At 57.1% G+C, this 13,470-nt stretch carries 9 protein-coding genes; 1 reads left to right on the plus strand and 8 read right to left on the minus strand.

Going from position 1 to position 13,470, the window contains the following annotated elements:
* Positions 1-33 precede the first annotated feature (33 nt).
* From ACTJI7_RS16585 to metH, 4 genes are all read right to left on the minus strand, one after another.
* Positions 34-372, minus strand: coding sequence for a helix-turn-helix domain-containing protein (locus ACTJI7_RS16585; RefSeq protein WP_032655712.1), 339 nt, complete (start codon positions 370-372; stop codon positions 34-36).
* A 2-nt stretch (positions 373-374) separates the two neighbouring features.
* Positions 375-725: a type II toxin-antitoxin system RelE/ParE family toxin gene (locus ACTJI7_RS16590; RefSeq protein ID WP_048959325.1), complete on the minus strand. Its 351-nt coding sequence runs from the start codon at positions 723-725 to the stop codon at positions 375-377.
* Between the two features lie 144 nt (positions 726-869).
* The gene (locus ACTJI7_RS16595; RefSeq protein ID WP_063155636.1) at positions 870-2,501 is read right to left on the minus strand and encodes a Na/Pi cotransporter family protein; all 1,632 of its coding nucleotides are present in this window, start codon (positions 2,499-2,501) and stop codon (positions 870-872) included.
* Between the two features lie 113 nt (positions 2,502-2,614).
* The gene (gene metH, locus ACTJI7_RS16600; protein ID WP_063155635.1) at positions 2,615-6,298 is read right to left on the minus strand and encodes a methionine synthase; all 3,684 of its coding nucleotides are present in this window, start codon (positions 6,296-6,298) and stop codon (positions 2,615-2,617) included.
* A gap of 193 nt (positions 6,299-6,491) precedes the next feature.
* Between metH and iclR the strand changes: the two genes are divergently transcribed.
* Positions 6,492-7,319, plus strand: coding sequence for a glyoxylate bypass operon transcriptional repressor IclR (iclR, locus tag ACTJI7_RS16605; RefSeq protein WP_074148023.1), 828 nt, complete (start codon positions 6,492-6,494; stop codon positions 7,317-7,319).
* On the opposite strand, the gene aceK is transcribed toward iclR, so the two are convergent.
* The 4 genes from aceK to metA all read right to left on the minus strand — a co-directional run bounded on the left by aceK (position 7,273) and on the right by metA (position 13,224).
* Entirely contained in the window at positions 7,273-9,036 is a 1,764-nt protein-coding gene (aceK, locus tag ACTJI7_RS16610) for a bifunctional isocitrate dehydrogenase kinase/phosphatase (RefSeq protein WP_048998345.1), read from the minus strand. The two genes, iclR and aceK, sit on opposite strands and share 47 nt — an antisense overlap.
* 50 nt (positions 9,037-9,086) lie before the next feature.
* A complete protein-coding gene (aceA, locus tag ACTJI7_RS16615) occupies positions 9,087-10,391 on the minus strand; it encodes an isocitrate lyase (protein ID WP_028015114.1) in 1,305 nt (434 codons plus the stop codon).
* Between the two features lie 31 nt (positions 10,392-10,422).
* Positions 10,423-12,024, minus strand: a complete 1,602-nt coding sequence (gene aceB, locus ACTJI7_RS16620; protein ID WP_047362605.1) for a malate synthase A — start codon at positions 12,022-12,024, stop codon at positions 10,423-10,425.
* A 270-nt stretch (positions 12,025-12,294) separates the two neighbouring features.
* Positions 12,295-13,224, minus strand: coding sequence for a homoserine O-acetyltransferase MetA (metA, locus tag ACTJI7_RS16625; protein WP_045631510.1), 930 nt, complete (start codon positions 13,222-13,224; stop codon positions 12,295-12,297).
* Between the last annotated feature and the right edge of the window lie 246 nt (positions 13,225-13,470).

The following is a 13,470-nucleotide window of genomic DNA, read 5'->3' on the forward strand; positions in this document are numbered from 1 at the left end:
AAATATACCTTAGGTATGGACTGGAAAAAAAGATTAGCCGACCGTAACTGAGACGGGTTTTCCAAGTTTACATAACATCATGATCAGCGTATCAAGGGTGAACTTACTGGTTTTGAGGTTCACGACATCAGACACGCGGGGACGAGAGACGTTTAGCCTGGCGGCAGCGTCAGTCTGACGCAGTTTATTCTCCGCAATCCACGAGGAAATTTCCTGCATCAGTTGCCGCTTGATGGCAAGCAACTGCTCAACCTCTTTTTCGGCACTTTCGTGCAACTGTTTAGCTTCACTTTCTTCAAAACCCAGCTCAGCAAAAATGTTCGTTTCTGAAGCTGTCACATGCCGAATTTTTGTATCAACGCGTCTTCCCATTTTCATCCTCTCCGAGCATCAAGCACCGCCTGAAAACGTGCCTTTGCTATGTATTTATCATGGCCTGATGTCCGCTGCGTTTTCTTCTTAAAGCAATGCAGTACGTAAACAGCATCCTCATAACGAGCCAAATAGATGATTCGGTATGCGCCCGTGTCACCGCGTAGCCGTATCTCTGCAACGCCTTTGCCAATCTCTGAGATCGGCTTCCAGTCTGCCGCCTCTAATCCAGCCTGTAATCGATGTAGCTGATACCCTGCTTCCCGCCGGATTTCCTCCGGGAAGCCGAGCAAATCATCGAAGGCACTCCCCATCCATGCAATGGGTCTCATTGCTGGTTTTTCTGACAGCATACCACATCCCTGTATAAAATTTTATACATAAAAGATTACATTGTCTCACGCCACAGGTCTGCTTATGACCTGTGGCGTGACGTTACGTTTTCAGTAGAGTTTGGTCACGCCTCATGGAGAGGATCTGCGAGGCGCTTTCAGAGATTAATACTCATCCCGCTCGTCGTCTTCATCCGGCTGTTCCATCACGCTATACGCCACTGCGCAGAACAGCGAGTTAAGACGCTTCATATCCCCCAGCAGCCCCAGGTGCAGGGAGCTGGTCTCGATGCTCTGCACGTTCTGCTGGTGCAGACGTTCAACGTGGGCGTGCGAGTAGCGACGGTTGAGAATGCGGAAACGATGCTTGTTGCGGCGCAGGCGGCGCGCGCTCGGTACGTCGCTGGAGAAGAACACCGACATCGCCAGCTTCAGGTTGCTCACCAGCTTTTCGTGCAGCGCTTCGAGCTCCTTCAGCCCTTCCACGGAGAACGCCCGACGCGCGGCCAGGGATTTGTCCGCGATTTCGCTGCCCATACGCTCAACGATGTCCGAGGCCTGCTCCAGGTTAAGCGACATCTCAATGATTTCCGCCCAGCGGCGGGACTCCTCTTCCGCCAGTTCGTCCTGCGGGATACGCGCCAGATAGAGCTTGATGGCGGTATAAAGCACGTTGATGTCGTCCGCCAGCCTGCGCAGCTCTTTTTCCTCGCGCGGCTCGCCGTGCATCACCTTCTGCAGCCCTTCGAGCATGGTTTCCATGGCGTCGCCCATGCGCAGCGTTTCGCGGGCGGCGTTGGCGATGGCCAGCGCGGGGGTGTCCAGCACGGAGGTATCCAGATGCTTCGGCTTAAGGCGCGCATCCAGCTCCGGTTCATCACGGATAAGACGCTCGCAGAAGCGGGCCATCGGCGCGGCAAACGGCACCATCGCCAGGCAGCGCACCAGGTTATAGAAGACGTGGAAGTAGATCACCAGCTCCGCTTTCGGCAGCGGGAGGTTGTCCATCAGGTTTGCCAGCGGATGGACAAACGGCAGAATAATCAGGCTGCCCACCAGCTTAAACAGCAAACTCCCCAGCGCCACGCGGCGGGCGGCAGCATTGGCCGCGCTGTTGTTGAGCATCGCCAGCAGGCCAGAGCCGAGGTTAGCGCCGATCACCAGACACAGCGCCACCGGGAAGGAGATCGCGCCCGCGGCGGTGAGCGTGGCCGTCAGCAGCACGGCGGCCAGGCTGGAGTAGCTGATGATGGCAAACACTGCCCCGATCAGCGCATCCAGCATGATGTCACCGGTCAGCGAGGCGAAGATGACCTGCACGCCGTTCGCCTGGGTGATAGGCGTCACCGCCTGCACAATCAGTTCCAGCGCCAGCAGAATCAGCCCGAGGCCAATGCCCACGCGGCCAAGCTGCCCGGCCCGGGTCTGCTTGCGGCCAAGGAAAAAGATCACACCGATGAAAATCAGCAGCGGCGACAGCCAGGAGAGATCGAACGTCAGGATACGCGCCATCAGCGCGGTACCGACGTCAGCACCCAGCACGATCACCAGCGCCGGGGCGAGCGCGACCAGATCCTGCGCCACGAACGAGGTGACGAGCATGGTGGTGGCATTGCTGCTTTGCACCAGCGCCGTGACGCCAATCCCCGCGCAGAAGGCGAGCGGCTTCTTCTCAACGCTGCCGCTGAGGACGGTACGTAAGCGCGCGCCGAACACGCGCATCACGCCGGTGCGGACAATATGGGTGCCCCATACGAGCAGTGCGACTGCCGAAAGCAGATGTAACAACGTCAGCACGGAAGTGGGTTCTCCTTATCGTTATAGATTTTATGATTAAGTATAAGGGTTTAAACGTAAGAAAGAGACAGGGCACCGTTGAGGTGCCCTGTTTGTTGTAAGGAAAAGTGACGTTAGTCCGCGTCGTAGCCTAAATTCGGTGCCAGCCAGCGCTCTACCTCAGACACGCTCATGCCTTTGCGCAGGGCGTAATCTTCGATCTGATCGCGCTGCAGCTGCGCCACGGCGAAGTACTTGCTGTCCGGATGACTGAAGTACCAGCCCGACACGGATGCGCCCGGCCACATGGCGAACGACTCGGTGAGCTTCATGCCGGTATGCGCTTCTACGTCCAGAAGTTTCCAGATAGTGCCTTTTTCGGTGTGTTCCGGACAGGCCGGATAGCCCGGCGCCGGACGAATGCCCTGGTAGTTTTCGCGGATCAGCTCCTCGTTGCTGAGGTTCTCATTCGCCGCGTAACCCCAGTACACCTTACGTACGCGTTCGTGCAGGTATTCAGCAAAGGCTTCCGCCAGGCGGTCGGCAATCGCTTTCACCATGATCTTATTGTAATCATCGTGTTGCGCTTCAAACGCGTCCGCCAGGGCGTCTTCTTCCAGACCGCCGGTTACCGCAAAGGCGCCGATATAGTCAGCTTTCCCGCTCAGCTTCGGCGCAACGAAATCCGCCAGGCAGTAATTGGCAAAGCCCACTTTTTCGGTTTGCTGCCGCAGGTGATGGCTCACGGCCAGCACGTGGGTGCGGGTTTCATCGCGGTAGATTTCCACGTCGTCACCCACGCGGTTCGCCGGGAACAGCCCCACCACGCCGCGCGGGTTGAGGGTTTTCTCTGCGCTCAGCGTGTCCAGCATATCGTTGGCGTCTTTAAACAGACGCTTCGCCTCTTCGCCTACGACTTCATCTTCGAGGATGCGCGGATATTTGCCCGCCAGCGACCAGGTCATAAAGAACGGCGTCCAGTCAATGTAGTTGCGCAGCGTCTCGATGCTGGCCGTCACGTCCTGCACGCCCAGACGATGCGCGACCGGCGGCGTATAGCTTGCCCAGTCAAAGGCCAGGTCGTTATCGCGTGCGGCAGCGAGCGTCACCGGCGGCGTGCGCGGTTTTTTGCGCCCGTGCTGCACGCGAACGGTTTCGTACTCCTGGCGAGTGCGCGCCACAAACTCGTCGCGCTGAGTCTCGGAGAGCAGTGCGGAAACCACGCCCACCGTGCGCGAGGCGTTCTGCACGTAAACCGTCGGTCCGCTGTAGTTCTGCTCGATCTTCACTGCCGTGTGCGCTTTCGAGGTGGTCGCCCCGCCAATCAGCAGCGGAATGGTGAAGCCCTGACGCTCCATCTCTTTTGCCACGTTGACCATTTCGTCGAGCGACGGCGTAATCAGGCCGGAGAGGCCAATCAGATCGGCGTTCACTTCGCGCGCGGTCTTGAGGATTTTATCCGCCGGAACCATCACGCCAAGGTCGATAATTTCGTAGTTATTACACTGCAACACCACGCCAACAATGTTTTTGCCGATGTCGTGCACGTCGCCCTTCACGGTGGCGATAACCATTTTACCGTTGCTGGAGCCCTTCTCTTTGCTGGCTTCGATGAAGGGTTCAAGATAAGCCACTGCCTGCTTCATGACGCGAGCGGATTTCACCACCTGCGGCAGGAACATCTTGCCCTCGCCGAACAGATCGCCAACCACGTTCATGCCGTCCATCAGCGGCCCTTCGATCACCTCAATCGGGCGGGCTGCCTGCTGACGCGCCTCCTCGGTGTCCTGCTCAATGAACTCGGTAATCCCTTTCACCAGCGAGTATTCCAGACGCTTTTTCACGTCCCAGGAACGCCACTCGGCCTGCTGAACATTGGCCGATTCATCCGATTTACTGCCGCGGTATTTTTCCGCCAGGTCGAGCATGCGCTCGGTGGCGTCGTCGCGACGGTTGAGGATCACGTCCTCTACGGCATCGCGCAGTTCGGCAGGCAGATCGTCGTAAATCGCCAGCTGTCCGGCGTTGACGATGCCCATGTCCATCCCATTGCGGATGGCGTAGTAGAGGAACACGGCGTGGATCGCTTCACGCACCGGGTCGTTGCCGCGGAACGAGAACGAGACGTTCGACACGCCGCCGGAGATCAGCGCATGCGGCAGCTCGCGCTTGATGTCTTCACACGCGCCGATAAAGTCCTGGGCGTAGTTGTTGTGCTCTTCGATGCCGGTCGCGACGGCAAAGATGTTCGGGTCGAAAATAATGTCTTCCGGCGGAAAGCCCACCTCTTCGGTCAGAATTTTGTACGCGCGGCGGCATATCTCAATTTTGCGCTCGCGGGTGTCGGCCTGGCCCACCTCATCGAAGGCCATCACCACCACGGCCGCACCGTAGCGGCGCACCATCTTCGCGTGGTGGATAAAGATATCCACGCCCTCTTTCATCGAGATGGAGTTAACGATGCCTTTGCCCTGAATGCACTTCAGCCCTTTTTCGATGACCTCCCACTTGGAGGAGTCAATCATGATCGGCACGCGGGCGATATCCGGCTCACCGGCAATCAGGTTGAGGAAACGCACCATCGCCGCTTCGGCGTCAAGCATCCCCTCGTCCATGTTGATATCGATAATCTGCGCCCCGCTTTCCACCTGCTGGCGGGCGACGTCCAGCGCTTCGCTGTACTTCTCTTCTTTGATCAGGCGCTTGAATTTAGCGGAACCAGTAACGTTGGTACGTTCACCCACGTTCACAAACAGGCTGTCGTCGCCGATGGTCAACGGCTCCAGGCCGGAAAGGCGACAGGCAACCGGCAGCTCGGGCAGCTTGCGCGGCGGCAGCCCGTCCACGGCGCGGCTCATGGCGGCGATGTGCTCCGGCGTGGTGCCGCAGCAGCCGCCGACGATGTTCAGGAAGCCTGACTCGGCCCACTCGCGGATTTGCGCCGCCATGGTGTCAGCATCCAGATCGTACTCGCCAAACGCGTTCGGCAGACCGGCGTTCGGATGCGCGGTAACGTAGCATTCGGCGATGCGCGAAAGCTCCTGCACGTACTGGCGCAGTTCGTCTGGTCCCAGCGCGCAGTTCAGGCCGAAGGAGAGCGCGTCGGCGTGGCGCAGGGAGTTATAAAACGCTTCGGTTGTCTGGCCGGACAGGGTGCGGCCGGAGGCGTCGGTGATGGTGCCGGAGATCATGATCGGCAGGTCAACGCCCAGCGCCTCAAACTCCTCTTTCACCGCGTATATCGCGGCTTTGGCGTTGAGGGTATCGAACACCGTTTCAATCAGGATCAGGTCGGAGCCACCTTCCACCAGCGCTTTGGTCGATTCACGATACGCCGTAACCAGCTGGTCAAAGGTGATATTACGAAACGCCGGATCATTTACGTCCGGTGAAATTGACGCGGTGCGGTTGGTCGGGCCAAGCACCCCGGCAACGTAGCGCGGTTTATCCGGGGTACGGGCGGTCCATTCGTCGGCGCAGGCGCGGGCGAGCCTGGCCGCCTCATAGTTGATCTCCGCCGACAGGGATTCCATCTGGTAATCCGCCATGGCGATGGTTGTCGAGTTGAAGGTGTTGGTTTCTACAATATCCGCACCCGCTTCAAAGTAGACGTTGTGGATATCCCTGATGACGGACGGTTTGCTCAACACCAGCAGGTCGTTGTTCCCTTTCAGGTCGCAGGGCCAGTCGGCGAAGCGCTCGCCGCGGAAATCGTCTTCGCTCAGACGATAGCCCTGGATCATGGTGCCCATACCGCCGTCCAGCACCAGAATTCGTTCATTTAACTGCGCACGCAGTTGCTCTACTTTGCTGCTCACACTTGCTCCCGACAACGCTCAACAAGGCCAAAAGGCTGCGTTCCATACTGGCACAATCTCGCAGGGTGGAAAAGTCACGCCGCGGTAACATGAGACATGTTCACCATCACTCCTCCGATCAGTCAGGAAAGCGGTTGCAAATTCACCAAATAAAACGAAAATGATTTCCACGATACAGAAAAAGGAGATCGTCATGGTCGCGACCGTTCCCGCCAAACGCGGCAGAAAACCTGCCGCCACCGCCGCTGCACAACCCGGCGGACAGGTTCAATCCCTGACGCGCGGTCTGAAGCTGCTGGAGTGGATAGCCGAGTCGCACGGTAGCGTGGCCCTGACGGAGCTGGCCCAGCAGGCTGGCCTGCCGAACTCCACCACGCACCGCCTGCTGACCACCATGCAGCAGCTGGGCTTTGTCCGCCAGGTCGGCGAGCTGGGGCACTGGGCGGTGGGCGCGCATGCGTTTATCGTGGGCAGCAGCTTCCTTCAGAGCCGTAACCTGCTGGCGATTGTTCACCCGATCCTGCGCAAGCTGATGGAGGAGTCCGGCGAGACGGTGAACCTTGCGGTGCTCGACCAGAGCGACCACCAGGCGATTATCATCGACCAGGTGCAGTGCACGCAGCTGATGCGCATGTCCGCGCCGATTGGCGGCAAGCTGCCGATGCACGCCTCCGGGGCGGGGAAAGCGTTTCTCTCGCAGCTGAGCGAAGAGCAGGTGACCGGGCTGCTGCACCGAAAAGGGCTGCACGCCTATACCCACGCCACGCTGGTGTCGCCGGTGCATCTGAAAGAAGATCTGGCGTTGACCCGCAAGCGCGGCTATTCGTTTGATGACGAAGAACATGCCCTTGGGCTGCGCTGCCTCGCGGCCTGTATTTTCGACGAACATCGCGAGCCGTTTGCTGCGATCTCCATCTCTGGCCCCATCTCACGTATGACCGACGACCGGGTGACCGAGCTGGGCGCGCTGGTGATTAAGGCCGCGAAAGAGGTGACGCTGGCGTACGGTGGGATTCGTTAAACCGCACACAAAACCGCTGCTTGCGGCGGTAAGCGTACACATCCTCCACGTGCCCATTTTTGATCCGCGTTTGTAGCCCGCGCCAGTAGCTGGCGTGGAACAGATCTTCATGCATTTCTTCAAATAACGGCCCGATGCGTGGGTCCGCACACAGCCAGTGGCGAAACTCCTCGGGAAACACATCGCCCGGCGAAACGCTGTACCACGGCTCGCTGGAGAGCTCATCCTCCGGGTAACGGGGCGGCGGGATATCGCGAAAGTTCACCTCGGTCATGTAGCAAATTTCATCGTAATCGTAGAACACCACCCGCCCGTGCCGGGTGACGCCGAAGTTTTTAAACAGCATATCGCCAGGGAAGATATTGGCGGCGGCGAGCTGGCGGATAGCGTTGCCGTACTCTTCGATGGCATCACGTAATGCCTGGCCCTCTGACTGTTCCAGCCAGATATTGAGCGGCACCATACGGCGCTCAATATAGAGATGGCTAATCGCTATTTTATCGCCCAGATCGGTGATTTTCGTCGGCGCTTCCTGCATTAACAGCGACATAAGCGCCGGATCGATCTGCTGCTTATCCAGCACAAAGTTTTCAAACTCCTGGGTATCGGCCATTCGCCCGACGCGATCGTGCTCTTTTACCAGCTGATAGCAGGCGCGGACGTGGGCGGCGGTCATCTCTTTCTGCGGGGCGAATCTGTCTTTTATCACCTTAAAGACCCGGTCGAAGCCCGGCAGCGTGAAGACCAGCATCACCATGCCGCGGATACCTGGCGCTTCGATAAACTGCTCATCCGCCGCGGTGACATAGCGCAGGTATTCCCGGTAACTTTCCGTTTTGGCATGCTTCTGACAGCCAATCGCCATATACAGCTCGGCGGTAGTTTTGCCCGGCAGGATCTCGCGCAGCCACTCCACCAGGGCGGCAGGCAGCGGGGCGTACACCATGAAATAGGAGCGGGCGAAGCCAAACACGATGCTGGCCTCGGCGCTGGTGGTCAGGCAGGTATCGACAAACAGTTCGCCGTCGTCGGTACGGTGAATGGGCAACAGAAACGGCACAATGGCCGTCGGCGTAACCAGTTTGCCCACCAGCCAGGCGGCCTTATTCCGGTAGAACAGCTCGTTGGCCACCTGCAAATGGCTGCGGCTGAGCACCTCCTCGCCGTAGGTTTCACGAAGATGCGCATGGATATAGCCGATATCCCGGAGCTTGTTCTCCCACGGCAGGCGCAGCGGCAAATCCGTTAAGATGCGATGCAGGAGCTTTTCCCACCCGCGATCGGGAAAGAAATCTTTCGCCAGCGGACGCGGAATGGTACGGAAGCGGCGCTCAGGCTGGGAGCTGAAGATAAATAACCGCTCAGGAGATAATGAGCGGTGGTCAAATAACCGGCAATAGACGGAGTTGAAAAAGCTCTCCGCAATCTCGAAGCGAGGGTAGTCGGGTAACAGATGGGTGTAATGCTCTTTCACGCGCAGTAAAAATGCCGCGTCCGGGCTTTTACCGTCGGTAATACAGCGCAGCTGCTCCACCACCAGACCCACATGATGGTCATAGAGATGAATACGCTGCTTCATGGCCTGCTGAACCGCATGCCAGTCTGCATGTTCGAAGCGCTGCTGCGCGCCGGAGGTCACTTCCAGAAAACGGCCATACTGGGCATCAAAGCCCTGCAGAATGGTTTGGGCAATCAGCAATTCCAGGCCACGCGACATATATTCCCCCTCACCCCGTCCCTCTCCCCGGAGGGGAGAGGGGGAAAAGTTTAGAACTGTGCTTCTTCGGTTGACCCCGTTAAGGCGGTAACGGATGAGGCGCCTCCCTGGATGATGGTCGTCACGTTATCAAAGTAGCCCGTCCCCACTTCCTGCTGGTGAGAAACAAAGGTATAGCCGTCTTTACCAGCGGCAAACTCCGGCTGCTGCACCTTCTCAACGTAGTGCTTCATGCCCTCACCCTGCGCGTAAGCGTGCGCCAGGTCGAACATGTTGAACCACATGCTGTGGATGCCTGCCAGGGTGATGAACTGGTACTTGTAGCCCATATCCGACAGCTGCTGCTGGAAGCTGGCGATGGTTTTGTCATCCAGCTTTTTCTGCCAGTTGAAGGACGGCGAACAGTTGTAGGCCAGCAGTTTGCCCGGGTATTTCGCATGAATCGCATCGGCAAAGCGCTTCGCCAGCGCCAGATCCGGCGTGGACGTTTCACACCAGACCAGGTCGGCGTAAGGGGCATAGGCCAGGCCGCGGCTGATGGCCTGTTCGATACCGGCATGCGTGCGATAGAACCCCTCGCTGGTGCGCTCGCCGGTAATAAATTCGCTATCGTACGGATCGCAGTCAGAGGTAATCAGGTCTGCCGCATCCGCATCGGTACGGGCAATCACCAGCGTCGGCACGCCGAGCACGTCAGCAGCGAGACGCGCGGCAACCAGCTTCTGAATCGCTTCCTGGGTCGGGACGAGAACTTTTCCGCCCATATGCCCGCACTTCTTCACCGACGCCAGTTGGTCTTCGAAGTGAACGGCCGCTGCACCGGCCTCAATCATCGATTTCATCAGTTCGAAGGCGTTCAGCACGCCGCCGAAGCCCGCTTCCGCATCCGCCACGATCGGCAGGAAGTAATCAATAAAACGCGGATCGTTGGGCTCAATGCCTGCGGCCCACTGGATCTGATCCGCGCGGCGGAAGGTATTGTTGATCCGATCCACCACCGACGGTACCGAGTTGGCCGGATAAAGAGATTGATCCGGATACATGCTGGAGGCCAGGTTGGCGTCCGCCGCGACCTGCCAGCCGGAAAGGTAAATGGCTTCTATGCCGGCCTTCGCCTGCTGCAATGCCTGGCCGCCGGTCAGCGCACCGAGGCTGTTGATATAACCCTTTTTGGAGCCACCGTGCAGCAGCTTCCACATTTTCGCCGCACCGTTCTGTGCCAGCGTGCATTCCGGGTTGACCGAGCCGCGTAATTTCACCACGTCCTCCGCGCTGTAAGGACGGCGGATGCCTTCCCAGCGCGGTTGAGTCCACTCTTTCTTTAATTCTTCGATTTGTTGGGTACGGGTTTTCATGTGCAGATGCTCCATATTGTTATGTGGTGAGTTACGCCAGGAAGCGGTAGCCCGGCAGGGTCAGGAAGTCGATTAAGTCATCTGATGTGGTGATTTGCTCCATCAGGCGCGCTGCGTCGTCAAAGCGTCCGCTGCTGAAGCGGTGTTCGCCCAGCTCGTCCTGGATGACCCGCATCTCTTCGGCAAGCATCTGACGGAACAGGGCTTTGGTGACCGGCTTGCCGTTGCTGAGCGTTTTTTGATGGTGGATCCACTGCCAGATAGAGGTGCGCGAAATTTCCGCCGTGGCAGCATCTTCCATCAGGCCGTAGATAGGCACGCAGCCGTTGCCGGAGATCCACGCTTCGATGTACTGGACCGCGACGCGAATATTGGCACGCATCCCCTCTTCCGTTCGCTCGCCCGCACACGGTGCCAGCAGCTGTTCTTCAGCCGTTGGGGCATCTTCTTCGCGCGTGACAAACAGCTGATTTTTGTTATCGCCGAGTACGCGATTGAAGACCTCCATCGCCGTATCGGCCAGGCCCGGATGGGCAATCCACGTGCCGTCGTGACCGTTACGGGCTTCCAGCTCTTTATCGGCTTTCACCTTGTTGAGCACCTGATTATTGCGCTCCGCGTCTTTGCTCGGAATAAAGGCCGCCATGCCGCCCATCGCAAAGGCACCGCGCTTGTGGCAGGTTTTAATCAGCAGACGCGAATAGGCGCTCAGGAAGGGTTTATCCATGGTCACGACCTGGCGGTCCGGCAGTACGCGATCGGGATAGTTTTTCAGGGTTTTGATGTAGCTGAAAATATAGTCCCAGCGTCCGCAGTTCAGGCCGACAATGTGGTCGCGCAGGGCATGCAGAATTTCATTCATCTGGAACACGGCGGGCAGCGTTTCAATCAGCAGCGTGGCCTTGATCGTGCCGCGCGGCAGGTTGAAGCGATCTTCCGCGTAGCTAAATACTTCGCTCCACCAGGCGGCTTCCTGCCAGGCCTGCGTTTTTGGCAGATAGAAATAGGGACCGCTACCTTTTGCCAGCAGGTTTTTGTAGTTATGGAAGAAATAGAGAGCGAAATCAAACAGGCTGCCCGGAATGGCTTCTCCACGCCATGTGACATGTTTTTCAGGGAGGTGCAGACCTCGTACGCGACAGATCAGCACCGCCGGATTCGGTTTGAGCTGGTAGATTTTCCCGGCTTCGTTGGTGTAGCTGATAGTGCCGTTGACGGCATCGCGCAGGTTGATCTGCCCGTCGATAACTTTGTTCCAGTCCGGGGCCAGCGAGTCTTCAAAATCGGCCATAAAGACTTTAACGTTGGCGTTCATGGCGTTGATCACCATTTTGCGCTCTACCGGACCAGTGATCTCAACGCGACGATCCTGTAAATCTTCAGGAATGCCGCGGATTTTCCACTCACCACGACGAATGGAAGCAGTTTCCGAAATAAATCCTGGCAACTTGCCGTTATCGATTTCCTGCTGTTGGTGAATGCGTGCCGCCAGCAGCTTATTGCGCTGCGGCGTAAAGCGGGTCACCAGCTCAGTCAGAAACTCTACCGCTTCGGCCGTCAAAACCTGCTGTTCTTGCTCACCATTCGGCTGGGTAAAGGTCAATTCATCGACCGTGGTTGCCTGTTGAGTCATCGTTCTGCTCCTCATCAAAGATCCAAAATCACGCCCCCAATGCGAACGAAAGATCGTTGTGTAGTTTTCGCTCAGCAGGATTAAGACTATCTATAATTTTTCCAAAATCAAAAACAATTTCCATTTTAATTTTAATTACAACGCAACATAATGATTAATATGGAGTTAAAGTTTCCTGGTATGTTGAACAGGATTTCGGTAATAAAAAAGGCACCCGAAGGTGCCTGATCTGAATAGCTGAAACGCTTTAGGATCGTTTAATGCAGACGATTACTCCAGCGTCGGATTCATGTGGCGAAGATCGTACGGCGTAATCTGGTAGACGTAATAGTTGAGCCAGTTAGTGAACAACAGGTTTCCGTGGCTGCGCCAGGTTGCCCTCGGCTTGTTCTGCGGATCGTTTTTCGGGAAATAGTTGTACGGGATATCCGGATTAAGACCCGCTTCGACATCACGGAAATACTCTGATGCGAGAGTATCGGGATCATACTCAGGATGGCCGGTAACGAACGCGATACGTTTGTCTTTACTGGCAAACAGGTAGGCATCCCCGTCTTCCGTTTCGGCCAGGATCTCCAGATCGGTGTAATCACGAATCAGCTGGGCCGGAAAATCGGCGTAGCGGGAATGCGGGGCCAGGAAGGTGTCATCAAAACCACGCGTCAGCAGCGCGTGTGGATGAAGAATGTGGTGTTCGTATACGCCGGAGAGCTTTTGAGTGCGGGTTTGCTTGGGAATACCGTAGAGAATGTTGAGTGCAGCCTGTACCGCCCAGCAGACAAACAGCGTTGACGTGACGTGATCTTTTGCCCACTCCAGCACCTGTTTGATCTGCGGCCAGTAAGCAACATCGTTAAATTCAACCAGACCGAGCGGCGCGCCTGTCACAATCAGTCCGTCGAAGTTTTCCCCCCGAATATCTTCGAAGTTACAGTAGAAGTTATTTAGATGCTCAGAGGGCGTGTTACGTGACTCGCGGGCATCAATACGCAGCAGTTGAATATCGACCTGCAGCGGGGAGTTCGACAGCAGACGCAGAAACTGATTCTCCGTCTCAATCTTTTTCGGCATCAGGTTGAGGATGAGAACCTTCAGCGGGCGAATTTCCTGACCTGTCGCGCGTGAAGCCGTCATCACGAAGACGTTCTCTTCACGTAAGAAATTGACGGCTGGTAGCTCGTCCTGCACCCGAATCGGCATAACCTTACTTCCTCACAATATACGTATAAACGTTTAGACATCCAGACAGCTAACGATACCCAGAAATGGTATGAATGTCGAGCCTGCAAGTCGAAGGTGAGAAAGTTTCAGGGAGAGGGAGAAAAACAAAAGCAAAAAACCCCGCACCTTACGGTACGGGGTTCTTCTTGATTGATGCCTGGCAGTTCCCTACTCTCACATGGGGAGACCCCACACTACCATCGGCGCTACGGCGTTTCACTTCTG

The organism is Enterobacter sp. 22499 (assembly GCF_052044815.1).
Taxonomy (GTDB): Bacteria; Pseudomonadota; Gammaproteobacteria; order Enterobacterales; family Enterobacteriaceae; genus Enterobacter; species Enterobacter bugandensis.